This is a genomic window from Georgenia alba (assembly GCF_042665525.1).
In the GTDB taxonomy this organism is placed as follows: domain Bacteria; phylum Actinomycetota; class Actinomycetes; order Actinomycetales; family Actinomycetaceae; genus Allobogoriella; species Allobogoriella alba.
Window position 1 is genome coordinate 210893 of record NZ_JBHTCQ010000004.1, and the last position, 26065, is coordinate 236957.

Below are 26065 nucleotides of genomic sequence, written 5' to 3' on the forward strand. Positions count from 1 at the left end.
ATCACCATGCCGACCAGGACCGTGCTGGAGACCGACGGGCAGGTCTGCCCGTTCCCGCTCGTCGAGGCGAAGGAGGCCATGGACGGCCTCCAGCCCGGCGACGAGCTCGTCATCGACTTCGACTGCACCCAGGCGACCGAGGCCATCCCGCGCTGGGCCGCCGAGAACGGCTACCCGGTGACCGACTACGCGCGGCGCGGCGACGCCAGCTGGACCATCACCGTCCAGAAGGCCTAGAGCCGGACACCGAGGAGGGCGTCGACGCTTCGTCGCACGAGGTCGGCGGCGCCCTCCCCCTGCTCGCCGGTACCGGCCAGCGTGGCGTCGGCCCACGCGTCCACCGCGGCGACGGCGCGCGGCGCGTCCAGGTCCGCGGCCAGCGCGGCACGCACCTCGCGCAGGACCGGCTCGCCGTCGGGCCCGGCATCGGTGGCGCACGCCCGGCGCCAGCGGTCGAGCCGGGCGGCCGCGGCGGTGAGGTCGGAGTCGACGTACTCCCAGTCGGACCCGTAGTGGTGCCCGAGCAGCACCAGCCGCACGGCCATGGGGTCCGCACCGTCGGCCAGCAGCTCGGAGACCAGCACGAGGTTGCCACGGGACTTGCTCATCTTCTCGCCGTCGTAGCCGACGAGGCCGGTGTGACTGTGCAGCATCACCGGGTCGGCGTCGGCGCCCAGCATGCGCAGGTGCGACTCACTCATCTCGTGATGGGGGAAGATCAGGTCCCGGCCCCCGCCCTGCACCTCGACCTGGGCACCGAGATAGGCGTGCGCGAGGCAGGCGCACTCGATGTGCCAGCCGGGCCGGCCGCGCCCGAGCACACCGCCGTCCCAGTCCGGCTCGCCGGGGCGGGTGCGGCGCCACAGCAGCGGGTCGAGGGCCTCCCGCTTGCCGGTCCGTCCCGGGTCCCCGCCGTTCTCGGCGAAGACGCGCAGCATCTCCTCGTGGTCCATCCGCGCCGTCGTCCCGAACAGCGGGTCGGCGCTCAGGTCCGCGTAGACGTCACCGAGCTCCGGGGCGTCGCCGCCGGCGCCCTCGGGCAGCGGGACGCGGTAGGCGGTTCCCTCCTCGAGCATGTGCTCGACGGCCGCCGCGACGATGTCGACCGCCTCCACGACGCCGATGTAGCTGTCGGGCGGGAGCGTCCGCAGGGCCGTCATGTCCGCACGGAAGAGGTCCGTCTGGTCCTCCGCGAGGGTGCGCCAGTCGACGCCGGTCTGCGTGGCACGCTCCAGCAGCGGGTCGTCCACGTCGGTGACGTTCTGCACGTAGGTCACCCGCCGGCCGGCGTCCCGCCACGCTCTGACGAGCAGGTCGTAGGCGACGTAGGTGTTCGCGTGGCCGAGGTGGGTGGCGTCGTACGGGGTGATGCCGCAGACGTAGAGCGTGGCGTCGTCCGCGAGGTCCCGCGTCGGTGCCAGGGCGGCTGCCGCGGTGTCCCGCAGATGCACCACCTCACCACGACCGGGCAACGACGGGAGGTCGGGGGCGGGCCAGGACTGCACGCTCCTGACTCTAACCGGCGCGCGAGGTCCGGTATGTCGCGGGGCCACCACCCGGTACGCCGGAGGCGGCGGGTCAGGCTCCGGCCACCGGCCCGGCCGGGTTGGCGTCGACCACTCCGGTGAGCAGGAGCACCACGATGACGGCGGCGAGCACGAGGCGGTAGATGACGAACGGTGCGTAGCTGTGCGTGGACACGTACCGCAGCAGCCAGGCGATCGTGGCGTAGCCGACGGCGAACGCGATCGCCGTCGCGAGCACGAGGTGGGTTCCTGCCATCTGCCCGGAGGTTTCGGCGTTGCCGAGGATCACGTCGTCGAAGAGCTTGTAGAAGCCCGACGCCATGACGGCGGGGATGGCCAGCAGGAAGGCGTACCGGGCCGCGGACTCGCGGCTGTAGCCCATGAACAGGCCCGCGGTAATGGTGCCGCCGGACCGGGAGACGCCCGGGATGAGCGCCAGCGCCTGGGCACCGCCGTACAGCAGGGCGTGGCGCCAGGTCAGCTTGTCCAGCGTCAACGTCCGGCGCCCCGTGGCGTCGGCGATCCCGAGAATGACCGCGAACAGCGCCAGCATCCCGGCCGTGATCCACAGGTTACGGAACGTGCTGTCGATCTGGTCCTCGAGGAACAGCCCCAGCACGCCGATCGGGATGGACCCGACGATGACGAACCAGCCCATCCGCGCGTCCGGGTCGGAGGTCGGGACCCGGTTCTTCCATGGCCCGACCGGCAGCGAGGAGAACCATCGAGCGATGATCCGCGCGATGTCCTTGCGGAAGTAGATGACGACGGCGGTCTCCGTGCCGATCTGGCTGATGGCGGTGAAGGCCGCGCCGGGGTCGGCACCGCTCGGCAGCAGCTCCCCGACGATCCTCAGGTGCGCGCTGGAGGAGATCGGGAGGAACTCGGTCAGGCCCTGCACGAGGCCGAGGACGATCGCTTCCCACAAGGTCACGGCAGGCAACGATAGGTCACCACGGGCCGTGCACCGTCCACCGACGGGCTGATCGTGCCGGCCCGCCGTGCCACCGGGGAACGACGCCGCGCTGGTCCTCCTGCTCCTTCCGGTGGACCCGGCGGGCGATTCTGCGGCGCAGCGCGTGCCGTGGGCCGGACGCGGCCGACTACGTTGGTCGGCATGCAGCAACGCAGGGTGGGCCGGACGGGGCTTCGGGTCTCGAGCATCGGCCTGGGGACGATGACCTGGGGACGTGACACCGAGGAGCATGACGCGGCCGAGCAGCTCGAGGTCTTCCTCGACGCCGGCGGGACGCTTCTCGACACGTCGGCGAGCTACGGCGGCGGCGCCGCCGAGGCCGTCCTCGGCCGGCTGCTCGGCTCCGGCGTCGACCGCCGCGACGTCGTCCTCGTCTCCAAGGCCGGCACGCGGCACGGCCGCCCGGACGCCTCACGCGGCACGCTGCTGGACGACCTCGACGACTCGCTGGCGCGCCTCGGCACCGACCACCTGGACCTGTGGCTGGTGGAGCGGCCGGATCCGGCCACGCCGCTCGAGGAGACGGTCGGCGCGCTCGAGCTCGCGGTCCGCAGCGGACGAACGCGGTACGTCGGGATCTCGAACTTCCCCGCGTGGACGACGGCACAGGTCGCCACCGCGCTCGGACCCGCTCCAGGGCTGGCCGCGGTCGAGGTCGAGTACTCCCTGCTCCAGCGCGGCGTCGAGCGGGAGGTGCTGCCGGCCGCCACGGCTTTGGGCCTGGGCGTGCTCGCCTGGTCCCCGCTCGGCCGGGGCGTGCTGACCGGCAAGTACCGCTCGACGGTCCCGTCCAGCTCCCGGGCGGCGTCCTCTCACCTGCGGGCCTTCGTCGAGCCGTATCTGACCGACGCCTCGCACGGCGTGGTGGAGGCCGTCGCGACGGCGGCCGACGGGCTGGGGCGCAGCGCCCTGGAGGTGGCCCTCGCCTGGGCGCGGGATGCTCCCGGCGTCACGTCGGCCATCACCGGTGCCCGGCACGCCGGTCAGCTCCGCGGCGCGCTGGAGGCGGCGGACCTGGAGCTGCCGAGGCCCATCCGGGAGGTGCTCGACGAGGTGACCGCCCTCGACCTGGGGTATCCCGAACGCTTCTGAGCAGTCTTCTGCGCAGCTCCCGACGGTGCGCGCTCAGGCGCGCCGGTCGTCGTCCTCGTCGTCGAACTCGAGGTCGTCGTCGTCCTCGTCGTCGTCCTCATCGTCGTCATCGTCGTCATCATCGGTGTAGATGTCGAAGGGCGTGTCGACCCCGTACCCGGTGAAGAGCGCGTCGTCGTAGGTGTCGAACGCGTCCATCAACGTGTTCGCCGCGGAGACGACACCCGGTGCGTCGCTGTCACGCGCGGCGACGACTGCGTCGTAGTGTGCCTCGAACGCAGCGATGAGTCGGTCGAGCGCGGCCCGCGGGTCGTTAGCCATGGCACGAGGGTAGCGTCCCCGCCCCGGCCGCACAGCCAGGCCTGACCTGCGCCGACGTGAACGATTTGGGTCAGCGAGCGGACGCGAGGGAGCATATGGGGATGCCGGGTCAGCACAGCACGAGCACCATGAGGAAGCGTCGCCCGGGCGCATCCACCGCCTACTACGAGTACCGCACCGTCACCCTGCCGGGGAACGTCAGCCGCGGCGACGTGCGCCGGCTGCTCACCGACGAGGCCGAGTACGGGCGCTGGGAGCTCGCCCGCACCCGCCTGTACGTGGGCGGCACCCGGAAGGTGTGGCTGCGGCGGCGGGCGATGCGGGTGCCCAGCACGCTGTAGCTCAGCAGGTCCGCAGCAGCCTCTCGAGCACGCGCGTGCCGAACCGTAGCGCGTCCACCGGGACGCGCTCGTCCACGCCGTGGAACATCCCGGCGAAGTCCAGCTCCGGGGGCAGGCGCAGCGGCGCGAAGCCGTAGCCGGCGATGCCCAGCCGGGAGAGGGACTTGTTGTCAGTGCCGCCCGAGAGCATGTACGGCAGCACCACGGAACCGGGATCCTCGGCGTCGATCGCCCCCACCATCGCGTCGACGAGGTCGCCGGAGAACGGCACCTCAAGACCCGTGTCCCGATGGATGTCCTCCACCCGGACGTCCGGCCCCGCGAGACGTGCGATGGTCTCCATCACCTGCGGCTCGTCCCCCGGGATCGGGCGGACGTCGAGGGCGCCGACCGCTTGGCCGGGAATGACGTTCGCCTTGTACCCGGCCTCGAGCTGGGTGGGGTTCGCGCCCGTGCGGAGGGTCGCCCCGACGAACTTCTTGGCGGGTCCGAGCGCGTCCACGAGCGGCTCGATGCTGGCCAGGTCGTCCGGGTCGTAGCTGGTGCCGGTCAGCTCTGCGACGCCGTCGAGGAGCTGGGTGACGGTCTTGGTCAGGTGCAGCGGCCACGCGTGCTCGCCGATGCGGTGGACGGCGCCGGCGAGCGCGGTCACGGCGTTGTCGGTGTTGACCTGGGACCCGTGCCCGGCCGTCCCGTCTGCCACGAGCCGCAGCCAGGCGAGGCCCTTCTCCGCGGTCTGCAGCAGGTAGGCGCGGCGGCCGTCGATCTGCACCGAGAAGCCACCGACCTCGCTGATGGCCTCGCTCGCTCCCTCGAAGAGGTCGGGCCGGTCCCGGACCAGCCGCTGCGCGCCGTGCCGTCCGCCGTTCTCCTCGTCCGCGAACAGCGCGACGATCAGGTCCCGCGGCGGGCGCCAGCCGGTGCGGCCCATGTCCCGGACCACGGCCAGGATCATGGCGTCCATGTCCTTCATGTCGACGGCGCCGCGGCCCCACACGAGGCCGTCGCGGACCTCGGCGGCGAAGGGATCGACGGACCAGTCGTCCGCGGCGGCCGGCACCACGTCGGTGTGACCGTGCAGCACCAGCGCCGGCCGGGACGGGTCGGTGCCCGGGATGCGCAGCACCACGTTCGCGCGTCGCGGCTCGGTCTCGAGGAGCTCGGGCTCCCAGCCGACCTCCGTCAGCCGCGCCATGACGTACTCGGCGGCCTCCCGCTCCCCCGGCCCGGACCCGTCGCCGTAGTTGGAGGTGTCGATGCGGATGAGGTCGCGGCACAGCTCCACCACCTCCTCCTCGGGTCGCACGGACGCGGGCGGCAGGTCGGCTGACGTCATGAGCGGCAGGCTAACCGGCGCGGCCCGCCCGCTGGTGCCACGTCTCTTCCTGCAGACCGTGCGCGCCGGCGTACGCGGACACCGTCGGCGACTGCCAGCCCTCCAGCACGGCGTCCTCCAGCCGGTAGACCTCCACGCCGAGCGGACGGCACACCTCGAGGGGGTCGCGGGCGTCCGGGCCCCACAGCGGGACGGAGAGGTCGCCACCGGGGCAGGTGGACAGGGCCGCGAGGAGATCCAGCTCGGCGAAGAACTCGAAGAAGTCCCCTGGCCGGGCGGGGCAGGCCTTCATGAAGTACTGGTCCCGATCGTTCAGGCCGGTGCACTGGAACACGTTGAGGACGTCGTGGACGTCGTACTCGGTGAGCCCGTAAGGCCGCACCGCGCGGGTGAGGTTCGAGTGGCAGTGGTAGTCGAAGTCCTCGCCGGTGAGCATCCGGTTGACGTACGGGTCGCACCTCGTGCCGAGGGTGTCGTGCACCCGCCCGCCCTCGCCGTCGACGCCGTAGTCCTCCAGCGTGTCGGCGGTGATGGTGGCGAGCGGCCGCAGGTACGGCAGCGTGGACCAGAGCCGGTCGAACCGTGTCACGTGCGCCGCCTGGAGCTGCCGTGTCCGGGCCGCCCAGAAGCGCTCGCGCGGGTTGTGCCGGTGCCAGATGTTGAGGTCCCCGACCTGGGGCCCGTCCACCGCGACGATGCGGCACACGTGCCCCGCAGGGATCTCCCAGGCCCGACCGGAGCGGATCGGGATCTCGAAGGACTCCACGAGCGTGCGGCCGGCCTCCTGCCCGACACTCGCGTAGAAGGTGCGGTCGACCTCGAGCGCGGGGCCCTGGTAGGCGGCTGCGGTCAGGTCGGGGCGGGGTTCGCGTCCGATGCCAGGCATGGTCCTCCTCGTCTCCACGGCGCCGCGGCGGGTCGCCGGCCGGCGCGGGCTGGTCACAGAACCAGGTAGTCCGAGTCCCGCGCGTCCGTGATCAGCATGTGTCCGGGCGCATGCCCGACGGCGAGGGGCGGCCGGGACTCCATGACGGCCGCCTGCGGGGTGACGCCGCACGCCCAGAACACCGGGGTCTCGTCCGGCCCGATGCGCACGGCATCGCCGAAGTCGGGGGCGTCCAGGTCCCGGATCCCCAGCGCCGCGGGGTCGCCGACGTGCACGGGTGCGCCGTGCACCGCGGGGTATCGGGCGGTGATGCGCACGACATCCGCCACCCGGTCCGCGGGGATCGGTCGCATGGAGACCACGAGCGGGCCGGACAGCCCACCGGCGGGCTCGCAGCGTCGCGCGGTGCGGTACATCGGGACGTTGCGGCCCTGGTCGAGGTGGGCGATGCGGATGCCGGCCTCGAGCAGGGCCGACTCGAACGTGAAGGAGCAGCCCACGAGGAACGCCACCAGGTCCGCGCGCCAGACGTCCCGCGCGTCGGTGACCTCGGCGACCTGACGCCCGTCCTCGTACACGGTGTAGGCGGGGAGGTCGGTGCGGATGTCGCCACCGGCCAGGAGCGGGCCGTTCACCTGCCCGGGCTCGAGCACGCCGAGGACGGGGCAGGGCTTCGGGTTGCGCTGGAAGAACAGCAGGGCGTCGAAGGCGTGGTCCCGGGGTACCGCGATGAGGTTCGCCTGGGTCCAGCCACGGCACCAGCCGGCGGTGGGGCGCACGAGACCGTCCCGGAAGAGCGCACGCGCCGCGGCGGGCGTCAGGCGGGCGACGTCCACGGGGACGGCGGGGGCGGAGCTCTGCGGGGCGGTCCGGGGTGAGGCGTCCACGGTTCCGGTTCTACTCCTGCAGGCCGCGCCTCGCCAGGAGCGGCTCGATCCGCGGGTCCCGGCCGCGCAGGTCGCGGAAGGACTGCAGCGGGTCCTGGCTGTTGCCTCGGGAGAGGAGCCGGTCGCGGAACTTCTGGCCCGCCATGCGGTTCAGTCCGCCGTCGCCGGCGATGTCGCCCTCGGTGGTGAACCACTCGGCCGTGTCGGCGTCGAGCACCTCGGACCAGATGTAGGAGTAGTAGCCGGCGTCGTAGCCGCCGCCGAAGGTGTGGTTGAAGTAGGTCGACCGGTACCGGGGCGGCACGAGGTCCAGCCCGACGCCGGCCCGTTCCAGCGCCGACTGTTCGAACGGGGCGACGTCGGCCGGCTCGGTGGGGACCTCCTCGGGCCGGACCTGGTGCCACGCCTGGTCCAGCAGGGCCGCGCCGAGGTACTCGCTGGTGGCGAAGCCCTCGCCGTACTCGGCGGCCGCGAGCAGCTTCTCGAGGAGCTCGGCGGGCATCGGCTCGCCGGTGACGTGGTGCCGGGCGAACCGTTCGACCACGGCGGGGTTCGCCATCCACATCTCGTTGACCTGGGAGGGGTACTCCACGAAGTCCCGCGGCACGGACGTCCCCGACAGGGTGGGGTACCGCACGTCCGAGAGCAGCCCGTGCAGGGCGTGGCCGAACTCGTGGAAGCAGGTGCGGACCTCGTCCCAGGTCAGCAGGGTCGGCTCGCCCGCGGGTGGGGCGGTGATGTTGAGGTTGTTGACGACGACCGGCTGGGTCCCGAGCAGGTGGGACTGGTCGGACAGGTGGTGCATCCAGGCGCCGCCGCGCTTGCCGGAGCGGGCGTAGTAGTCGCCGACGAACAGGCCCAGGCCGGTCCCGTCATCCTCCCTGACCTCCCATACGCGGACGCCGTCCGCGTAGCCGGCCAGGTCGGTGCGCTCGCGGAAGGTCAGGCCGTAGAGCTGGTTCGCGGCGAAGAAGACGCCGTCGCGCAGGACGCGGTCGAGCTCGAGGTAGGGCTGCAGCACGGCGTCGTCGACCGCATAGCGCTCCTTGCGGACCTTCTCGGCGTAGAAGGACCAGTCGGCCGCCCGCAGCCTGGCGTCCGGTCCGGCGGCCGGGTCTGCAGCGAGCATCTCCTGCAGCTCGGCCGCCTCCTTCTCGGCGTTCCGCGCGGCCGGCCCGGCGAGCCGGCCGAGCAGGTCGTTCACCGCTGCGGTGGTGGCGGCGGTGGCCTCCTCGGCGACGTACGCGGCGTGGTGCTCGTAGCCCAGCAGCGCGGCGCGCTCGGCACGCAGCCGGGCGAGCTCCAGCAGCGTGGCCCGGGTGTCGGAGGCGTCCTCCACGCCGGTCCCCCGGGCCTCGGACGCGGCGAGGAGCTCGGCCCGCAGGTCGGGGTCGTCGAGGCGGGCGAGCAACGGCTGCTGGGTGGGCAGCCCGAGGGTGAGGAGGTGGCCGGCGCGGTCCGCCGCGCCACGGTCTGCGGCGTTGCGGGCGAGACCGGCGAGCGTGCCCTCGTCGAGCCCGGTGAGGCGCGCCGGGTCGCTCACCGCGACGGCGCCGGACTCCATCCCGCGCACGACGCGCTGACTGAACTCGGTCTCGAGCGTGACGATCCGCGCGTTGAGGCTCCGGAGCCGCGCGGTGTCGGCGTCGTCGAGGAGCACGCCGGCCCGTACGAAGCGCTTGCGGTACTCGGCGAGCAGCCAGCGGGTCTCGTCGTCGAGGTCGAGCAGCGGGGCGGCGTTCGTGAGGGACTCGATCCGGGCGAACAGGCGACGGTCGAGCCACAGGGCGTCGCGGTGGGCCGCGAGCTGCGGGGCGATCTCGGTCTCGATCGCGTCGATCTGATCGCCGCCCACGGCCGAGGACAGCGTGTGGAAGACGACGAGGACACGGCGCAGCAACGTGCCGGAGCGCTCGAGTGCCTCGAGCGTGTTCGCGACCGAGGGGAGCTCGGCGTCGGAGGCGACGGCCTCCCACTCCGCCCGCTGCCGGGCGAGGCCCTCGGCGATGGCCGGCCGGAGGTGGTCGAGCTCGATCGCGCCGAAGTCCGGCAGGCCGTAGGGCAGGTCCCACGGCTCGGCGAACGGGTTGGTCGGGTCGAGCTCGGTTGGGGCCGTCTCGGCCGGCGCGGAGGACATGCGCGCCATTGTGCCCCGCGGCCACTGACAATTTCCGTGGCTCCGTCGTCCTGGAGAACAGAGACTGGACCGCGTCGAAGGAGCAGACACGATGGATCTGAGCGCACCGGACCCCGTGTGGCCGGTGGTGGTGCTGGCGCTGATCTCGCTGGTCGACGGGCTGATGTGCCTCAAGCCGGTGGAGTTCATCCGGAAGTGCTTCGAGGACGTGCACTTCCCGCGCCGGTACTGGCGCCTGGCGGCATGGCTGAAGTTCGCGGCGGCCGCCGGTCTCCTCCTCGGGATCTGGGTGCCGTATCTGGCGTTCGTCACCTCGGCCGCCCTGGTGGCCTACTTCCTCGTCGCCATGACGTTCCACGTCCGGGCCCGAGACTTCGGCCGGAACTTCTTCGTCAACGCCACCGGGATGCTGCTGATCTGCGTGGCGACAACCGTGTTCTGCTTCCTGGTCTGAGCAGCAGCTCGCAGGGCCTGCCGGTTTTCACCACAGCCGCGGCCCGCACCACAGAGCCCCGCCGAGCCTGGGGGAAGCTCGACGGGGCCTGTGGGGTCGGCGGGTCAGAACCCGCGGCACTGCCCTTCCTTGTTGCCCTTGACGGTGTTGTTGTCACCGACGGGGCGCGGGGTGTTGGACTTGCACTGCAGGTTGCCGCCGACGGTGTTGCCGTAGACCGCGAACCTGCCGCCGTCCGTGTTGCTGAACAGCTGGATGTCGCCGTTGACCCGGGCGCGGCGGATCTCGCCACCGCCGCCCTGCTTGAGCTGGATGCTGCCCCCGACCGTGGTCCGGCTGATCCCGCCGGAGACCTCGCGCGGCAGGATGCGCACCCGGTTGTGGTTCTCGGCCTGGATGTTGCCGCCGACCTTGGCGCCGCGCACGACCAGCGTCGCGTTGGCGTTGACCTTCACGTTGCCGTCCACCCTCGTACCGACGAGGGTGCAGGTGGCGCCGCGCGGGACGTTGACGTCACCGTCGATGCTGACGGTGCGGATGGTGCCGGTACAGCGGCGGTCGTCGGCGTGGGCCGGCGCGCCCATCGCGACGACGAGGCCCATCGCCATCGCGAAGGTGGCGAGCAGGGAGACGATCCTGGACATGGCGGGCTCCTAGGGGTGTGGAGGTGTCGAACGCTGACGGCAGGAGCGTCGCGCTCACCCGTGAGCCCTGCATGAACGCCGTGTGAGAATGCTCTCATCAACGGCCACGGCCCAGCGGGTCAACCGCGTGGGCGGAGCCCGTGGCCGGCGAGCACGCGGGCGATGTCGGGCGGGAAGTAGCCCGGGCCCTTCAGGACCTTGCCGTCCTCCCGGTAGATCGGTCTGCCGTCCGCGCCGAGCTTGGAGAGGTTCGATGCCTGGATCTCGGCCAGCACGTCGGCCAACGGGATGCCGCACTCCAGCGCCATTCCGTAGACGACGTAGACGAGGTCGCCGAGGGCGTCGGCTGCCTCGACGGTGTCGCGTGTCCCGTCGTCCGCGGCGACGGCGCGGGTGAAGGCGGAGGACATCTCCGCACCCGCCTGCTCGCCGTAGACGGCCTCGACGAGCTCCGCGAGCTCCTCGGCGACCAGGGCCATGCGCATGTGGATGCGGCTCCGGTCCACGTCGGGCCGGTCCTCGACCACCGGCAGGGCGTAGGTGTCGTGGAACTGGCGCACCAGCGCCTCCGGGTCGCGGGGCGAGGGCGGCGCCGCTGCGGTGCCGGTCGTGCGCTCCGCCGTCGGGCCGTCCCACGGTGCCACGGGCTCACGCGGGTCCTCCTTGCGGAGCGTGCCGATCCAGCCGTCGAGCCACTCCCCCCGCGAGTGGTTGAGCGCGCGCACCGTGCCCTCCTTGCGGAACCCGTGCCGCCACACCACGCGCCACGACGCCCAGTTGCCGAGGTCGGCCCGCCACTGCACGACGTCCAGGCCGAGGGAACCGAACGCCTCGTCGAGAACCAGCCCGACGGCGGCACTCATCACCCCGGCGCCGCGGGCGTCGGGTGCGAGCCAGTAGCCGACCTCGCCCTTGCCGTCGGCGACGTCGGAGAGACTGACCATGCCGACGAGCCGGGTGCCGCCGTCGTCCGGGACGCGGATCGCCCAGGTCGGTGAGCCGTCCCGCCACCCGCCCGGGACCACGGTCGAGACGAAGCCCTCGGCGTCCGCCCACGCGTACGGGCTGGGCACGGTGGTCCAGCGCTGGATGTCCGGGTCCTGGCAGATCTCGGTGATGCGGTCGACGTCCTCGGCGGTCGGTGCGGACAGCAGCACCGCGTCGTCGTCCGACCGAAGTTCATACGGCTCCATGGGCACCGACCGTAGTGCGTCGCGAGCGCGGCTCGATCACCTCCTCGTCGCGCCATGCGGCACCGAGCACCGCCCACAGCCCGGCGAGCAGGAGGCCGGTGCCCAGGATGGTGGCACCGACCTCGACGTAGCCCTCGATGCCGAACGGGGAGTCCACCGTGAGTCGGTCGAACGCGAAGACCATCATGACCAGGGTCAGCAGACCGACGACCAGGATCGCGCGCGTGGCACGAGGGAAGCGCGCCGAGTGGCCGTTCGCCAGCTCCAAGTCGGTGAAGGTGAACCAGAGCAGGCCGAGGACGAGCAGCCCGCTCGAGTCGCCGGTGCCGAGGAGGACGTCGACCGGGTCGGAGATGACCTCTCGGTGGCTCACGGTGATCCCGATCAACAGCGCCACGGCCACCGCCTCGGTCCGCCGGGCGGTGAGTCGACCGCGGACGAGCCAGGCTCCGGCGAGCCCGAGGACGGCGACGATGCAGACCGCGGCCACGGCGTCGAGCGTCCACGGGGCCGGCAGCCAGCCGAGGATCGCGCTGCCGCGCGCCGCGGACAGGATCGCGACGACCATGAGGAGCTCCGCGGTTCCGCGGCCACCCCGGGTGGCGATCACGACGGCGGACGCCAGGAGCACGACGGCCGTGCCGAGACACCCTGCCGAGAGGAGCACATCCGCGGCGTATTCGCCACCGATGGCGTTCTCGGCCGCGGAGCTGGCGAGCGCCGACGCGCCGATCTCCCGGAGAAGGCGGTACGTCCCGCTGCCCACCACCGTCGAGATCACGGCGGCCACGACGGGAAGGGTCACCAGGACGGCGGCGACGCCGCCGACGACCCTGGCACGGGGCACGAGCTGGTGAACCCTGGTGCTGGACGGGACGCGCGAGTCGGCGATCCCGTCGACGGCCCACCAGCCCAGCCCGGTGAGTGTCAGGAGCGCCGCGGCGGTCAGGTGGGTATGGAGCTGCGGCACGGCCGGCGCGCCTGCACGCCACCAGGGCACAACCGCGGTCGCCAGTGCCACGACGGCCACCAGCGCGGTCAGCACGCTCGTCAGGCGCGGCGGCACGCGGACGGACACGGTCTCGACCAGCCAGATCGACGAGGTGAACGCCACCTCGGACAACGCCATGCCGACGAGGGTGAGTCCGGGCACCGCGAAGGCCACCAGCGCTCCCAGCAGGTAGACCGCGGTGACGTGCTCGTCGCTGAAGCCGTCGTCGAGCATGCTGCGCAGGCCGGTCCAGGCACCCGCGGCGAGCGCGGCACCGACGATCGTCTGGACGACCGCGAACTCCCACCAGGCGAAGGGACGTTGCCACCGAGACACCGCGAACGCGACGAGAACGAGCCAGAAGGCCAGCTGCATGAGCGCGGCGACGACCGGCCCGCTGCCGTGCCACCCTGTGACGTAGGCGGACACCACCAGCGGGGGGAGCAGGCCCAGCAGACGCAGCGACCAGGGCGCGTGCAGGCTCGCGGTGACGAGCAGAGCGAGCACCACAGCCGTCCCGACCAGGAGCAGCGGGACCAGGGCCGGCGGGAAGGCGCCGCTGTTGTCGTGCGGCAACTGGCTTCGCACCCACGGCGCGCCCCCGACCCCGACCAGCGCGACGACGTAGAGAGCTGCCCCGACCGCCACCACACCGGCCACCCCGGGCGGCCATCCGTCTGAGCGCAGCCGACCGGCGCGCACCGGCTCGACGAGCACGTGACGCACGAGCTCGACGACGATCTCCGAGGCGATCCGGATCATCGGTACTCCACCCACCGCGACCCGGCGAGACCCGTCTGGTAGGCGAGGACACCGCGGTGCGTCAGGGCGATCGCGCGCGGGGATGCGGAGGGCTGCTCCAGCTCCGCCGGGTACTCCCAGGAGGCCACCCGCCCGGCTCGGTCCCACAGCTCGAGGTGGTCGCGATAGGCGAGCACGGCGCGTTCGCCCGACAGGTGCGCGACGAGGGTCGGCGCGGCCCGCCACCGGAGCTCGCCGTCCGGCCCGACCATCTCCGCCGACGACGTCCCGAGGATCAGCACCTGCTCGTCCGTCGCACGGATCGTCGCCATCGGGTCGACCCGCCGCCACCACCGCACCGCTCCGTCGTCCCGGGAGCGGGCGACGAGCCAGCCGTCCGCCTTCGTCACCACGAGGTCGGCGACCATCTCGACCCCCACGTCCGAGGTCTCGTCGCCGGATCCGCGGCTCCACAGCGGTTCACCCGTCGCTGCGGCGAGCACGGTGAACCCGTCGCCGTCGTGCACCGCGACGTGGCCGCCGGCGACGGCGGCGACCGCACGGGAGGAGAAGGCCCGGGACCAGCGGCGCTCACCGGTCCGCGCGTCGAGGAGCTGGACCGTGCCGGACGCGTCGATCACGACCGCCGTCTCGTCGGTCGTCTCGATCCAGGTGACGACGTCGCTCGTCGCCTGTCGCCACCGGCGGATGCCGTCGGAGGTGTACCCGCTCACTGCATCCGCCGTCGTCCCGACGACGGTCATGCGACCGGCAGAGGCCAGCGCGGTCACGTGGCCGCCGGGCATGGCACGCCAGCCGAGCCAGCGCGCAGAATCCTCGTCCTGGTCTGTGCGCAGGGGGTCCCACCGGCTGACCCAGCCGTCGTCACGCGCGATGAGGACGATGTTCTCCCGCGCCTCGAGCGCGGCGAGGCCGACCTGGCTGTCGACGTAGAAGGTGCTGTTGACCTCGCGGTAGAACGTGGCGTCCGCGACGCGGCCGGTCAGGTCGGGCGGCAGGGGCACCGCACCCGCGGGCTGGTCCTTCGAGCTCGACGTCTGCTCGTCGGTGCGCACCAACGACGGTCCGCGGGAGCCCACCTGGATGCCCTCGCCGGCCCATCCTGCTCCGGCGCCGGAGCACCAGCGGTGGGTGCGGTCCTGCACGCTGCCATCGGGGAAGGCCAGCCTCGCGCTCGTCTCGACGCAACCGTGGGAGTCCGGTACGCGACGGGCCGTGACCTCGGCCGTCGCGCGGTGACGTGCCGGTTCGCCGCCACGCTGCGCGGTCAGGAACCGGCCGGACCACTCCACGGTCTCGCCCCGCAGCATGCCGGTGGTGAGCACCGGCAGTCCCGGGCTGAAGGCCGACCAGGAGCGCGCGTTCTCCGCCGACTGCAGGGTGATCGCGTCCGGGCCGACGTGGAAGCCCGTGGTTCGTAGATCGCCGACCGCGGCGCGCGGAAGGATGTCGACGACGAGCCACGAGCCGGCGAGCTCGGGTGCGTCCGCGTCGTCGCGGTACCCGAGTGCGTCACGAGTGTCGGGTGCCAGGGCGTCCCAGGCTTGGGCGGGCGGCACTCGCGCCTGGCTGGCCTGCCAGATCTCGCCGCTCGGACTCTGACGGACGCTGTCCACCCGGCTGTCCGCCGGAAGGTAGCTGACGAGCTCGGTGCTCCGTGATGCCGGGCTGGCCGCGGGGTAGATCGCGACGCTCACGGCGACGACGACGAGGACCGGGACGAGCGCTCGGAGCGTCCGCACCACCGCGGGCCGGGCATGGCCGGACCACGTCGGTCGACGTGCCGGAGAAGGGGCCCCCTGCCTGCCAACGGCAGCCGTCATGCGGGCCATTGTGCCGAATCCGACCGGCCATCCTGTGGATTCGCTCACGGTAGGTGTGCACGTGCCTCGGTCCGTTCGAGTGGCGCCTGGTCCGCGTGCTATCTTTTTTCGCGTTGCCCAGCCCGGTCAGACCCTCTCTCGGCCTGGCGGAGCACCACCTGTCCGGGTGGCGGAATTGGCAGACGCGCTAGCTTGAGGTGCTAGTGCCCGTTATAGGGCGTGGGGGTTCAAGTCCCCCCTCGGACACCAACCAGATCGGAGTCGCGGAGGTTCTTACCGCGATGGTCGGCCTGCGCTGTCATCCGTGATTGCCCGGACTGACCACTCGCATCACGAGATGACGCCCCTTCGGCGCTAGAGTTCCCTGCCATGGACCGGGGGGCACCACGTTTCAGGGCGGCCATGCTCTGTTCCCTGCTGGCTGGCCTCGGTTCCGGCGCCGCGGTCCTCGGACTCGTGGCGTGGCTCGCCGGACGCGCCCCGGACGGCGTGCCGGCGGACGTCCGGTGGACGATCCCGACGGTCCTGGTGGCGCTGCTCGCGAGCCTCGTGGCACCCGGGGCGCTGGACTCACGCGGCCTGCGCGTCGTGGGCGGGGTCCTCGTCGGGGTCCTCGGTGTGGCGGCGGTGGTCGCGTGGACGCAGCGCCCTGCGCCTCCCGAGACCGAGGACCCCATGTCGAACGCCCTACCGCTCGGCGGTATGGCGCCCGCTCTCCTGGCCGCCGGCGCGGTGCTCGTTGCTGCCACCACCGTGCTCGCGGCACGAAGCACCGACGACCGGAGCCCGCCGGTGCGGCTCGGCTGGCGCCGCGCCCTGCCGGCCGCCGTTGCCGTGGGCGTCGTGGCCGCGGCCGGCACACTGCTCCCCGCGTACGCGGACGACAGAGTCCACCGGCACAACACCCGTGTCAGCGCCCCCGTCCCGGCACAAGACCTCGCCTCCACCCTCACCGGGGACGTCGCCTGGCAGAGCCAGCCCTACGGGGGCTCGCACGACGCCGGTCGTGCCTGGATGGCAGCGACCTCAGGAGGCCTCGCGCTCGGGGCCGCGGCACCCGGTGGGATCCGGATGCTCGACCCGGGCTCCGGCGAGTGGCGCTGGGAATGGAGACGCTCCGACCTCGCGCACAGCAGCAACCCGCTGGCCGTCTCCGCCGAAGGTGGTCTTCTCGCTGCCCTCTTCACCGCGGCCGGTGACCGACATCCGGCACCTCCGAGGGTGGTCGTGCTCGGCGCGGACTCGGGCGACGTCCGGGCTGAGTTGTTCGGACCTGTCGGCACGCCGCTCGCGGTCACCGAGCAGATGGTCGTCACCGTCCGCCCGGGATCGGAGGAATCGGAACTCATCGCCCACGACCTCGACGGTTCGGGGCTGTGGACCACGATGATCGCCGGGGAGGTCGAGACCGGACACGACCTGTTCTTCGGCGACGACGGCGAGACGCTGCTGACGACGGTCCGGTCCGGGAACGGGGACGGCTGGCGATCGGTCGCCGTCGACCTGGCATCCGGCGACGTGTTGTGGGACCGGAATGGCTCTCCGCCGTTGCAGGTCGTCCCCGGGACCGGCGTCGCGGTCACGGGCGACGTGGCGCAGAGCAGTCAGCTCGGCGAGGTGCTCGCGGTCGACCTCCGCGACGGCGAGCCGATCTGGGAGCAGGACGTGACCGTGCCGGACGGACGCACCCGCAATCCCGATCTCGACGGATGCGACCCCAGGCTCGACGTCGACGCCGAGCATCTGACCTTCCTCACCTGCACCGATCTCGGCAGGCACAACCTCATGACGGCCATCGATCCCCGGACGGGCGACATCCTCTGGGAGCAGGCTCTCAAGTCGTCGACCGCGCCACTTGTCTTCAACGCTGCGAACGAGGACCCGATGCAGGCGATGCCGGACGGCACCACCGCAGTGCTTCGCGCGCTCGGCTCCGGCGAGGCTGAGAGCTACGAGATCCTCCGGATCGGCCCCGACGGAGTCACCCGGTCTCCGCTCTGGGAGGGCGTCACCGCCGCGCCGGCCTTCAACGAGTGGCTCCGGGTGGGCGGCACGACGATGATCGATCTGTTCCCGGCCGCCGACCAGTGGACGATCATCGGTCTTCGCTAGGTGGTCGACGCCTCAGGTTCCCCGACCACTCGCCGCGCTGTACGGCTGCTGTTCGTCGATGCGACGCCGGACACCGGGCGTCCACGGCGTCGCGGTGTCCAACGGCCTGGGACGTCGTCACGACGGGACGCGGACGGCGCCTACTCACTCCCGGTCGATAACGAGGCGATCACCTTAGTCAGCAAGCCGGCCGGGCACATGGTCCCGGTCAGTCGTGACGTCGTGTCGGCGTAACGAACCGTGACTGGCTGCGTTGTCCGCCCGTACTACAGCTGTCGTCACCCGCATGACGGCACGCCCGTAACCTCGGGTCCTCCTCGCGACCAGGCGCGCCGTACGCCACTGTCCTTCCGCTCGCGAGCCCACGACGAGGCGTGCGAGCTACCATTTCGGTATGCGAACTGACGAAGAGGTCGCAGGGCGACCGCAGGGGCGGCAGCACACCGTGGGCGTGGTGGCGAAGGCGCTCGACGTGCTGGAGGGGGTCGTCTGGGGTGAGCCGCAGACCATTGGCGAACTCGCCCAGACAACAGGAATCGAGAAGGCTGCGGTCTACCGCATTCTGAACACACTCGTCGAGCATGAGTTCGTCGTGAAGGACGACGAAACCCGGACGTTCGCACCTGGCCCACGTCTCTACGCGGCTGCCGCAGCACTTCATCGCGGCACAGACGTGGTCTCACTGGCAACACCTCAGATGACGGCCTTGAGGGACGAGTTCGGGGAAACGGTGAATCTCGGCACGCTCATCGATCATGAAGTGCAGTATTTGCACATCTTGGAGAGCTCACACAGCCTCCGAATGACGGTCGAGCCGGGCGTGCGGCACCCGGCCAACTCCACCGCGCTCGGCAAGGCACTGCTCGCTCAACTCGGCCCGAGCGCAGCACGTACCGCGCTGGCACACACTCCGGCACCGCGGATGACCGAGCACAGCATCGTGGACCCGACAGTGCTCGAGGCCGAGCTCAAACGGGTGCGTGCACGCGGCTACGCGATCGACGACCAGGAGAACGAGCTCGGGGCCGTCTGCGTGGCGGCAACCATCCCGCCCACCGGAGCCGCTGCGCGGCATGCCATCAGCATCTCCGGGCCCGCCACCCGAATGACGCCTCGAGCAGTCGAGCGGATCGGTGCGCGGCTGATGCAGGCCTGCTCCGAGGTCGCGGAACTCCTTCCTGCCGGCGAGGGCCGGGACGTCGTCCCGTCAGCATGAGCCAGACGTTGCCACCCAGGGGCTCGACCTGGCACGCTTAGTGCGCAATACACGCTCTGAGTTTGCTATGTAAGTCAAGCCGACGCAGTGCATCACCATTTCCTGCCTCCACGGCACCTGTTGCCGGTGCCGTTACGTCCCTATGCGCGCCTGGAGCCATCGAGCCATGCCCGACTCCCGCACGTCGACGATCTCCATCGATATCGATCTCGCCACCAAAGTAGGCACATTCACGCCGCTCCACGGCGTGAACAACGGGCCGATCTGTTTCGGTGGCCTCATCGACCTCACGCCATGGCACCGCAGGCTCAATCTCCCGTCCACGAGGCTGCACGATGCCGGCTGGCCCGGACCGGTCGTGGTGGACATTCCATCAATCTTTCCGGACTTCTCGGCGGACCCGCACGATCCCGCCAGCTATCGCTTCGACCGCACCGATGACTATCTGCAGTCCGTGACGCCCCTGACCGGGAAGGTTGTCTACCGCCTCGGCACGAGTATCGAATGGACAGACCGCAAGTACGAGACGGCTCCTCCGGAGGACTACACGCACTGGGCACGGATCTGCATCGGCGTCATCCGTCATCTGAACGATGGATGGGCCGACGGGCACCACTTCGGGATCCGACACTTCGAGATCTGGAACGAGCCAGATGTCGGCGAACAGATGTGGTCGGGGACCCAGGAGCAGTACCTCGAGCTCTACGCCGTCGCCGTGCGCGCGATCAAGGAGTACGACCCTGGCCTCCGGGTCGGCGGACCGGTCGTGGCGCACGTGGACGGGGAACTTGGTCCCGCGTTCGTGGACTACGTGACGAGTAACGACCTGCCTCTCGACTTCTTCTCCTGGCACCACTACGCCGCTGACCCGGGAGCACTCGTCCGCCGTGCGAGGACTGTTCGCAACCTCCTGGACGAGCGCGGCCTGACACAGGTCGAGAGCTACCTCACCGAGTGGAACTGGGCTGGCGAGTGGACCACCGGCGGCGCGTCGGCGAAGGCGATGCACCTGCGCAACCGGAGCGCGCGAGGTGGCGCCTTCGCCGCGTCGTCGCTCATCATGCTGCAGGACGCACACGTCGACGAAGCGCACTACTTCAGCGGGGACACACAGTGGTTCGGGCTGTTCGACGAGTTCGGCATCCCGCAGAAGAACTACTTCGGGATGCTCGCCTGCGCGCAACTCTTCTCCCGTGACGTGCGCGTCAGCGCGACGGTGGAACAGCCGGAGGGGACCAACGTCGTCGCGGCCGCTGGCCGTAGCGACGACGGCACCGTCGTGGTGGTCAGCAGCTTCGAAGGAGCCTCGGCTCCGTTGCGGCTCGCGATTTCGGGCCAGGCCGACGACGCACCGGTTCGGTACCACCTGCACTGGGTGGACGACCACCACGACCTGGAATGTACCCAGACCGTCCTGGCCACCGGACCTGACGTCGAACTCACCACAACGTTGCCCGCCGGGACCGTGCTGATGATCAGCACCGTCCCACTGAGCTGACGCACCGACCTACAAGGCGGTCACCCGCACCTCGGCACCAGGACGGTCCTCGATCCCGGCGAGCAGCTCGGTGCCCAGGCCCGGCGCCTGCGGCACGGCGATCACACCGTCGTCCACCTCCGGCACGTCCGTGACCATCTCCGGGTAGACGACCCGCAGATAGGCACGCACGGACTCCTGGTAGCGCAGATTCGGGGTCGCGGCGGCAAGGTGGATCCCGGCGAGCAGCGTGAACGGCCCGGTGCAGTCGTGATACGTGACCGGCAGTCCGTAGGTGTCGGCGAGGACGGCGATCTTGCGACTCTCCGTGATCCCGCCGGCCCATGTCGGGTCGATCATCACGAGGTCGGCCGCCTCCTGTTGGAGGATCGGGAGGTAGGCGTCCCGCGTAACGAGATACTCCGAGACCGAGACCGGCACCGTGCTCGCGGCTCGTAGGCGCGCGAGCACGTGCGGCTTGTCGGCCAGAACCAGGTCCTCGACCCACGTGATGTCGTAGGGCTCGAGGGCCCGGGCGATCTGTATCGCCGGAGTGAGCTCCCAGAGTCCGTGTCCGTCGACCATCACATCAATCGCATCGCCCACCGCCTCCCTGATCTCTCGGACCACGGCAACGCCAGCGGCAAGGTCCTCGGCGGCGATCGCCCGACCACCCTTCTCCTGTGCGTACCGGTCGAACGGCCAGATCTTCATCCCCTTGGCGCCCTCGTCTACCAGCTCACGTGCAAGCTGTCCGGGAGCGTTGAGGAAGGCGTCGAAGTCGTCGAGCTTCCCGTATCGACGGGAGCTGCCGAACCCAGCCTGGGACCCGCCGCGAACCGAAGCGTAGAGGGGGCCACCGCAGGTGTTGTAGGTGGGTACCGTGTGGTGTGCCGTTCCCAGCAGGCGGTGGACCGGGGCTCGGAGGGACTTGCCGAGAATGTCCCAGAGCGCCACGTCGACCGCAGAGAGGGCTCGCAGCTCGGCCCCGCGCCCACCGAACCGCGCGTACGCCTGATAGAGCGAACGCCAGTGCGCCTCGACGTCCCGTGGGTCGCTACCGAGCAATGCGGGAGCGATGTGCTCGTGGACGACGGCGATGCAGGTCTGGGGCAGGTAGAAGGTGTCGCCGGTGCCGTGGATCCCCTCGTCGGTCCGTACGCGCACGAAGACGAGGGCGGGCATGGCGGAGTCAGCGCCCTGATAGATGGTCTCGATGGTTGTGATCTTCATCGTGTGCGCTTCCGAGGCGTGAGGGCGGGGTCAGGGTCTTCGAACGGGAACAGTGGAATCGGGCGATTTCGGTAGGTCAACCGGCTGAGGTCGTTCGCCGTGACACCGGGTGTGTCCACGAAGACGACGTGGTCCGCGTGCGGGCCGTAACTCGCCAACGGGGAGTGCACCCCCTTGGCGCAGACCAGACGGTGGTCACGCGGATGCAGTCCGAGCGCGCGGAGCTGCTGGACGGATGACGGCATCACCGGGCGGCTGCAGACCACGACGTGCTGACCGGTGCTCAGCTCGAGCGCAGCGCTGGTCCCGGCGTCGAAGTATCGATGGCCCACGTGCGTAGGTCCTGTGTCCTCGTAACGTCCGTCGGAGATGGCGAGCACAGTTGCGGCCACCGGCAGCGGCGGCTCGCCGAGAGTGAGCTCGAGAACGGCCCCCACGCCGGCCGCCGCGGCGACCACAGCCGCCCGGGGGTCGGCCAAGACCGCTACGGTCGCTCGTTCGCCGGCGTCGATCGCTGCGTGCAACAGGCGGGTACTGTTCCCGGGTGCGCCGGCGCCGATGTTGTCGCCGATGTCCAGGAGCAGAGTCGTGCCGTGGCCGAGCGCGCCGAGGGCGTCCCTGGGGCTCAGGGCCCGGGGCACGAAATCCTCCCGGGCTCCCCAGCATTGCTGCGCGATTCCGACCGCGAGCTGCTCCGCCTCGGTACGGTCTCCGCGAGTCGTGAGCACGACACGCATACCGATGTCCGGGGTGTCGGCCCAAGGGAACCCCTGGAAGAGCGACGCTGCGAGGACACCCTCCGCCGATGCCGCGTCATCCACGGCCGCCATCAACGGCGCCATAGGCGCCGTGCTCGTCCCCTGCGCGAGAATATGCACCGTGGCCGGCACCGGTATGTCGACGACGCTCGGTCGCACACCCTCCTCGAGGCAGCCCTCGATCGCCCGCGTGACTTCGGCGGCCCGCACGCGCGCGTCGATGTGTGGATTGGTGCGGTAACCGGCGATCACGTCGGCGGCGTCTACCAGCCGAGTGGTGACGTTCGCGTGCAGGTCGAGCGTGACACCGAGGAGTACGTCCGGACCCACGTCCGCACGGATAGCCGCGAGCAGTGCCCCGTCCAGGTCGGGTTCCATTGTGCTCGCTGCGGAGCCGTGCAGGCAGATCAGCAGGGCATCGAACGGGCCGCCATCGCGTACCGCGGTGCGCAGCATCACTTCGATACGCGCCGCGGCCGGCGGCTCCAGCGGTCCACACGGCACAAGCTCGACGTATACCAGCGGCACCGTTTCCCAACTCTTCGGCGCCGCGTCCAGGTAGCCCGCGACAACCGTGCCCGCACCGGCGTGCTCCGCCGCGATCGCTCCACCATGGCGGCACGCTGCACGCACATCCGCCTCTGTGACGTGCCGGCCCGCGAACGTGTTGGACTCGTGGAAGAAGCCCAGCACACCCACCCGAGAACTCATGCGACCTCACTACGGGCGAACGCACGGAAGGCAGCGTCGATGCGGCTCTCCGCGTCGTGAAGGTCCTGGTCGCCATGTGCGGCGCTGACGTACCACACGCCCCGCTCGGCAACCCAGACGCCGTGCTCGATCAGGAAACGGGCCAGGCGTCCGTACTTGGCTCCGTCGGTACGCGCGACACCGCGGTAGTCGGTGATCGGTGCCTCGGGTCCGAAGGACGTGTGAAACGCCATCCCCAGGCCTTGGACATGCAGCCCGAGACGATGCCGGTTCGACGCGTCCCGGATCACTTCCATGAGCTGTTGCCCGTGCTTCTCGATGTGGTCGTACGGATCGGTGTCCCGCAGTGTGGCAGTCGCGCTCCGAACCGCGGCCGCGGCCATGACCGACGCATTGAAGGTGCCGGAGTGGTTCACCTCGCCGGTACCGAAGCGCTCCATCAGGTCAGCGCGTCCAGCGAGCAGGCTGACCGGCCAGCCCGCCGCAACGGCCTTGCCATAGACGGCAAGGTCCGGCGTGACGCCGTAGCGTTGTGCGGCGCCGCCCAGCGCCACTCGGAACCCCGTGATGACCTCGTCGAAGATGAGCACGACGCCGAACTCGTCCGCCAACCCGCGCAGGCCCTCGAGATAGCCGGCACACGGTTCGATCGCGCCGGCATTGAGCATCACCGGCTCGGTGACGATTGCCGCGATGTCGTCGTCCGCGGCCAGGCGCTGACGGACCGCGTCGAGATCGTTCCACGGAGTGATAACCGTGTCCTCGAGATAGTCGCCGACCTGACCTGCAGAAGCGGGAATGCATCCCCCTTCGGCGGGGAAGGCCGCGAGAGTATTGTCCAGCCATCCGTGATAGTGCCCCTCGAACCGAACGATGCGGCGCCGACCGGTGAAGGCCCGGGCAAGTCGGAAGGCCGCCTGCACACTCTCCGTGCCGGACACCCCGAACCGGACCATGTCCGGCCAGTCGAGGATGTCACAGACCTGTTCGGCGGCGATCAGTTCCTCCTCGTGCTCGGCGGCGTACACCATGCCCCGGCGCACTGCCGACGAAACGTAGCTCTGCACGGGTTCCGGCGCGTGCCCGAGAATGTTCGGGCCCTGCCCGAGGAGATGGTCCACGTAGTCCTTCCCGTCCACGTCATACAGACGTGCCCCTGCCCCGCGCTCGAAGTAGATCCGTGGTGCCGCGAGCCGGACGTTGGAGTTGACGCCACCGGGCAGCCTGCGCCGAGCCCTCCGGTCGAACTCGGCCGAGGACGATGCGATCGTGGTGCTCACAGGAAGTACCTCTCTTCGACTGCCATGGGGATGCCTGAGGGCCGCACGTCGACTCGCGCACGACCGTTGGAGGGTCAGCGGACGGCGCCGATGGTCAGGCCGCTGCGTAGGAAGCGCTGCATGAATGCGAAGGCAATGACCAACGGAATGATTGAAAGAAGCGATCCGGTGACCACGAGGCTGTAGAGGACCTCGCTCCCGGTGGTCGGGACGAGCGACTGCCGGTTCCAGTTAGTCAGGCCGAGGGTCACCGGTTGCAGCTCCGGCTCGGTGAGCACCAGAAGTGGCAAGAGATAGTTGTTCCAGGTCGCGACGAAGCTGATCAGGAAGACGGTCGCGAGGCCCGGGCTGACGACGCGGGCCACCACGCTGCGGAGGATTCGGACCTCACCGGCGCCATCGATCCGGGCCGCGTCAATCATCTCGTCCGGAACCGCGCTGTCAATGTAGATGCGCAGCAGGTAAAGGCCGAACGGGTTGACGACGGAGGGCAGGATGACCGCCCACGGCGTATTGATCAGATCAAGCCCGGAAAGCAGTTGGTACGTAGGCACCGCCAACGCGGCACCAGGAATCATGATGGCCGCGAGAACGGTCCAGAAGAGCGCGTTCTTCAGGCGAAACTGCCACTTGGCGAACCCGTATCCGGCGATGAAGGACAAAAGGGTCGCGCCGGCCGCAGCGCTGAACGAGTACAAGACCGTGTTACCCATCCACCGGAGGAAGATGCCGTCGCCATGGCTGAGCACGTCGCGCACGTTCTGGAAGAGTTGGGGCGTATCGGAGAACCAGAACCCGAAGGTCGCGAACAGGTCCGAGGTCGACTTCGTGGCGTTGACAAGGAGCCAGTAGATCGGCATCAGCACGTATACGCCGAAACCGATGAACGTCATCGTGGCGAGAGTGTTCGGCCGCGGCGTGGCGCGGCCGCTCGACCCGGGCCTCATCGGTCGGCCTCCCGCCGGTTGGTGACGCGTACGTAGACAACCGACATGAGAATGACCATGGCACCGAGCACGAAGGAAAGGGCGGAGACGTAGTTCAGTTGCTGACCGCCGGCGGTCAGGGAGTACGCGTACATGTTCGGCGTAAAGTTCGACTCGATCGCTCGCGGCGCCAGCGGCTGAAGCACCATCGGCTCGGTGAACAGTTGGATGGTATTGATGATCGAGAAGATCGCGACCATCGTCAGCACCGGTTTGATCATTGGAACTTTGATGCTCCAGGCGATGCGCCACCCGCCTGCACCGTCGAGCACGGCGGCCTCGTAGATCTCCGCCGGGATCGACCGCAAAGCAGCGAAGAAGACGAGGATGTTGTATCCGGTGTACGTCCAGACCGCGACGTTTCCGATCGAGAACAGCACCACCGACGGATCGAGAAGGTTGAAGGAGTCGAGACCGAGCCAGGATGCGACGTCACTGAGCGGGCTGATCGTCGGCCCGTAAAGGAAGCCCCACATCAACGTGGCGACCACTGCGGGGATGGCGTATGGGACGAAGTAGAGCGTGCGGAAGAAGCCGCCATGGCGGACCACGCCGGCGTCGACGATCAGGGCGAGGAAGAGCGAGAGCCCGATCGTGAGCGGAGTGAACACCGCACCGTAGAGGAGGATCCTTCCGAAGCCCTCCCAGAACCTGTCGTCGGTGAATACCTCCGCGTAGTTCTCGAACCAGACGAAGCTCGTTCCACCAACGAGCCGCGATTCGAAGAACGAGTTGTACGCCGCCAGCAGCAACGGACCGACGGTGAAGAGAAGGAACGCGATGAAGAACGGCGCGACGAGGACGTACGGTGTCCACCAACCGGCGCGTCGGGCACTGCCTGCACGCACCGCGGAGGGGTGGGGGCGCTTGCCGCCCATCGGGCGCGCTGCACCTTGCCTCGCGGAAGCGCTGGCCACGTGCCG

Annotated in this window: 23 protein-coding genes and 1 tRNA gene; 8 read left to right on the top strand and 16 right to left on the bottom strand. The window is 70.4% G+C overall.

The window, feature by feature from the left end; genetic code table 11:
• Positions 1–6: 6 nt before the first annotated feature.
• Positions 7–237: a sulfurtransferase TusA family protein gene (locus ACFQQL_RS16955; protein WP_382396341.1), complete on the top strand. Its 231-nt coding sequence runs from the start codon at positions 7–9 to the stop codon at positions 235–237.
• Here the strand turns inward: ACFQQL_RS16955 and mshC are convergent.
• Complete coding sequence (gene mshC, locus ACFQQL_RS16960; protein WP_382396342.1) at positions 234–1505, bottom strand: cysteine--1-D-myo-inosityl 2-amino-2-deoxy-alpha-D-glucopyranoside ligase; 1272 nt, start codon at positions 1503–1505, stop codon at positions 234–236. The genes ACFQQL_RS16955 and mshC overlap by 4 nt on opposite strands.
• A gap of 73 nt (positions 1506–1578) precedes the next feature.
• A complete protein-coding gene (locus tag ACFQQL_RS16965) occupies positions 1579–2460 on the bottom strand; it encodes an undecaprenyl-diphosphate phosphatase (protein WP_382396343.1) in 882 nt (293 codons plus the stop codon).
• Between the two features lie 183 nt (positions 2461–2643).
• Here ACFQQL_RS16965 and ACFQQL_RS16970 point away from each other — a divergent pair, with 183 nt between their 5' ends.
• Positions 2644–3594: an aldo/keto reductase gene (locus tag ACFQQL_RS16970; protein ID WP_382396344.1), complete on the top strand. Its 951-nt coding sequence runs from the start codon at positions 2644–2646 to the stop codon at positions 3592–3594.
• Positions 3595–3627: 33 nt separating this feature from the next.
• Here the strand turns inward: ACFQQL_RS16970 and ACFQQL_RS16975 are convergent, their stop codons facing one another.
• A complete protein-coding gene (locus tag ACFQQL_RS16975; protein WP_382396345.1) occupies positions 3628–3915 on the bottom strand; it encodes a DNA primase in 288 nt (95 codons plus the stop codon).
• Between the two features lie 128 nt (positions 3916–4043).
• Here ACFQQL_RS16975 and ACFQQL_RS16980 point away from each other — a divergent pair, with 128 nt between their 5' ends.
• Positions 4044–4256 (top strand): DUF5703 family protein, encoded by a 213-nt coding sequence (locus ACFQQL_RS16980; RefSeq protein ID WP_382396346.1) that lies wholly within the window; start codon positions 4044–4046, stop codon positions 4254–4256.
• Between the two features lies 1 nt (position 4257).
• On the opposite strand, the gene ACFQQL_RS16985 is transcribed toward ACFQQL_RS16980, so the two are convergent.
• The 4 genes from ACFQQL_RS16985 to ACFQQL_RS17000 form a co-directional block, all read right to left on the bottom strand.
• Entirely contained in the window at positions 4258–5592 is a 1335-nt protein-coding gene (locus tag ACFQQL_RS16985; protein ID WP_382396347.1) for a M20/M25/M40 family metallo-hydrolase, read from the bottom strand.
• A 10-nt stretch (positions 5593–5602) separates the two neighbouring features.
• Positions 5603–6478 (bottom strand): urea carboxylase-associated family protein, encoded by an 876-nt coding sequence (locus ACFQQL_RS16990; RefSeq protein WP_382396348.1) that lies wholly within the window; start codon positions 6476–6478, stop codon positions 5603–5605.
• Positions 6479–6531: 53 nt separating this feature from the next.
• Entirely contained in the window at positions 6532–7314 is a 783-nt protein-coding gene (locus tag ACFQQL_RS16995; RefSeq protein ID WP_382396494.1) for a putative hydro-lyase, read from the bottom strand.
• Between the two features lie 61 nt (positions 7315–7375).
• Entirely contained in the window at positions 7376–9502 is a 2127-nt protein-coding gene (locus ACFQQL_RS17000) for a M3 family metallopeptidase (protein ID WP_382396349.1), read from the bottom strand.
• A gap of 91 nt (positions 9503–9593) precedes the next feature.
• On the opposite strand from ACFQQL_RS17000, the gene ACFQQL_RS17005 reads away from it, so the two are divergent.
• The gene (locus tag ACFQQL_RS17005) at positions 9594–9956 is read left to right on the top strand and encodes a DoxX family protein (RefSeq protein WP_382396350.1); all 363 of its coding nucleotides are present in this window, start codon (positions 9594–9596) and stop codon (positions 9954–9956) included.
• A gap of 104 nt (positions 9957–10060) precedes the next feature.
• Here ACFQQL_RS17005 and ACFQQL_RS17010 read toward each other — a convergent pair whose 3' ends face one another.
• From ACFQQL_RS17010 to ACFQQL_RS17025, 4 genes are all read right to left on the bottom strand, one after another.
• Positions 10061–10600 carry a hypothetical protein gene (locus ACFQQL_RS17010; RefSeq protein ID WP_382396351.1) on the bottom strand — a complete coding sequence of 180 codons (540 nt, stop codon included), beginning with the start codon at positions 10598–10600 and terminating at the stop codon, positions 10061–10063.
• 119 nt (positions 10601–10719) lie between these two features.
• Complete coding sequence (locus ACFQQL_RS17015) at positions 10720–11793, bottom strand: GNAT family N-acetyltransferase (RefSeq protein WP_382396352.1); 1074 nt, start codon at positions 11791–11793, stop codon at positions 10720–10722.
• A complete protein-coding gene (locus ACFQQL_RS17020; protein WP_382396353.1) occupies positions 11780–13546 on the bottom strand; it encodes a hypothetical protein in 1767 nt (588 codons plus the stop codon). Before ACFQQL_RS17020 ends, ACFQQL_RS17015 begins: the two co-directional genes overlap by 14 nt.
• Positions 13543–15369 carry an outer membrane protein assembly factor BamB family protein gene (locus tag ACFQQL_RS17025; RefSeq protein WP_382396354.1) on the bottom strand — a complete coding sequence of 609 codons (1827 nt, stop codon included), beginning with the start codon at positions 15367–15369 and terminating at the stop codon, positions 13543–13545. The genes ACFQQL_RS17020 and ACFQQL_RS17025 overlap by 4 nt, the downstream gene beginning before the upstream one ends.
• Before the next feature lie 160 nt (positions 15370–15529).
• Here ACFQQL_RS17025 and ACFQQL_RS17030 point away from each other — a divergent pair.
• The 4 genes from ACFQQL_RS17030 to ACFQQL_RS17045 all read left to right on the top strand — a co-directional run bounded on the left by ACFQQL_RS17030 (position 15530) and on the right by ACFQQL_RS17045 (position 20195).
• A tRNA-Leu gene (locus ACFQQL_RS17030) sits at positions 15530–15618 on the top strand.
• Between the two features lie 153 nt (positions 15619–15771).
• Positions 15772–17481: an outer membrane protein assembly factor BamB family protein gene (locus tag ACFQQL_RS17035; RefSeq protein ID WP_382396355.1), complete on the top strand. Its 1710-nt coding sequence runs from the start codon at positions 15772–15774 to the stop codon at positions 17479–17481.
• A gap of 394 nt (positions 17482–17875) precedes the next feature.
• Positions 17876–18697 carry an IclR family transcriptional regulator gene (locus tag ACFQQL_RS17040; RefSeq protein WP_382396356.1) on the top strand — a complete coding sequence of 274 codons (822 nt, stop codon included), beginning with the start codon at positions 17876–17878 and terminating at the stop codon, positions 18695–18697.
• Between the two features lie 166 nt (positions 18698–18863).
• Complete coding sequence (locus ACFQQL_RS17045; RefSeq protein WP_382396357.1) at positions 18864–20195, top strand: GH39 family glycosyl hydrolase; 1332 nt, start codon at positions 18864–18866, stop codon at positions 20193–20195.
• A gap of 9 nt (positions 20196–20204) precedes the next feature.
• Here ACFQQL_RS17045 and ACFQQL_RS17050 read toward each other — a convergent pair whose 3' ends face one another.
• From ACFQQL_RS17050 to ACFQQL_RS17070, 5 genes are all read right to left on the bottom strand, one after another.
• Positions 20205–21407, bottom strand: a complete 1203-nt coding sequence (locus ACFQQL_RS17050) for a mandelate racemase/muconate lactonizing enzyme family protein (protein ID WP_382396358.1) — start codon at positions 21405–21407, stop codon at positions 20205–20207.
• Complete coding sequence (locus tag ACFQQL_RS17055; protein WP_382396359.1) at positions 21404–22876, bottom strand: M81 family metallopeptidase; 1473 nt, start codon at positions 22874–22876, stop codon at positions 21404–21406. The genes ACFQQL_RS17050 and ACFQQL_RS17055 overlap by 4 nt, the downstream gene beginning before the upstream one ends.
• Entirely contained in the window at positions 22873–24156 is a 1284-nt protein-coding gene (locus ACFQQL_RS17060; protein ID WP_382396360.1) for an aspartate aminotransferase family protein, read from the bottom strand. Before ACFQQL_RS17060 ends, ACFQQL_RS17055 begins: the two co-directional genes overlap by 4 nt.
• A 74-nt stretch (positions 24157–24230) precedes the next feature.
• Positions 24231–25049: a carbohydrate ABC transporter permease gene (locus tag ACFQQL_RS17065; protein WP_382396361.1), complete on the bottom strand. Its 819-nt coding sequence runs from the start codon at positions 25047–25049 to the stop codon at positions 24231–24233.
• Between the two features lie 50 nt (positions 25050–25099).
• Positions 25100–26059, bottom strand: a complete 960-nt coding sequence (locus ACFQQL_RS17070; RefSeq protein WP_382396362.1) for a carbohydrate ABC transporter permease — start codon at positions 26057–26059, stop codon at positions 25100–25102.
• Between the last annotated feature and the right edge of the window lie 6 nt (positions 26060–26065).

Coding starts and splice junctions, on each gene's coding strand:
- ACFQQL_RS16955 (WP_382396341.1), top strand. CDS start 7: ATGCCGACCAGGACCGTGCTGGAGACCGACGGGCAGGTCTGCCCGTTC.
- ACFQQL_RS16970 (WP_382396344.1), top strand. CDS start 2,644: ATGCAGCAACGCAGGGTGGGCCGGACGGGGCTTCGGGTCTCGAGCATC.
- ACFQQL_RS16975 (WP_382396345.1), bottom strand. CDS start 3,915: ATGGCTAACGACCCGCGGGCCGCGCTCGACCGACTCATCGCTGCGTTC.
- ACFQQL_RS16980 (WP_382396346.1), top strand. CDS start 4,044: ATGAGGAAGCGTCGCCCGGGCGCATCCACCGCCTACTACGAGTACCGC.
- ACFQQL_RS16985 (WP_382396347.1), bottom strand. CDS start 5,592: ATGACGTCAGCCGACCTGCCGCCCGCGTCCGTGCGACCCGAGGAGGAG.
- ACFQQL_RS16990 (WP_382396348.1), bottom strand. CDS start 6,478: ATGCCTGGCATCGGACGCGAACCCCGCCCCGACCTGACCGCAGCCGCC.
- ACFQQL_RS17000 (WP_382396349.1), bottom strand. CDS start 9,502: ATGTCCTCCGCGCCGGCCGAGACGGCCCCAACCGAGCTCGACCCGACC.
- ACFQQL_RS17005 (WP_382396350.1), top strand. CDS start 9,594: ATGGATCTGAGCGCACCGGACCCCGTGTGGCCGGTGGTGGTGCTGGCG.
- ACFQQL_RS17010 (WP_382396351.1), bottom strand. CDS start 10,600: ATGTCCAGGATCGTCTCCCTGCTCGCCACCTTCGCGATGGCGATGGGC.
- ACFQQL_RS17015 (WP_382396352.1), bottom strand. CDS start 11,793: ATGGAGCCGTATGAACTTCGGTCGGACGACGACGCGGTGCTGCTGTCC.
- ACFQQL_RS17020 (WP_382396353.1), bottom strand. CDS start 13,546: ATGATCCGGATCGCCTCGGAGATCGTCGTCGAGCTCGTGCGTCACGTG.
- ACFQQL_RS17025 (WP_382396354.1), bottom strand. CDS start 15,369: ATGACGGCTGCCGTTGGCAGGCAGGGGGCCCCTTCTCCGGCACGTCGA.
- ACFQQL_RS17035 (WP_382396355.1), top strand. CDS start 15,772: ATGCTCTGTTCCCTGCTGGCTGGCCTCGGTTCCGGCGCCGCGGTCCTC.
- ACFQQL_RS17040 (WP_382396356.1), top strand. CDS start 17,876: ATGCGAACTGACGAAGAGGTCGCAGGGCGACCGCAGGGGCGGCAGCAC.
- ACFQQL_RS17045 (WP_382396357.1), top strand. CDS start 18,864: ATGCCCGACTCCCGCACGTCGACGATCTCCATCGATATCGATCTCGCC.
- ACFQQL_RS17050 (WP_382396358.1), bottom strand. CDS start 21,407: ATGAAGATCACAACCATCGAGACCATCTATCAGGGCGCTGACTCCGCC.
- ACFQQL_RS17055 (WP_382396359.1), bottom strand. CDS start 22,876: ATGAGTTCTCGGGTGGGTGTGCTGGGCTTCTTCCACGAGTCCAACACG.
- ACFQQL_RS17065 (WP_382396361.1), bottom strand. CDS start 25,049: ATGACGTTCATCGGTTTCGGCGTATACGTGCTGATGCCGATCTACTGG.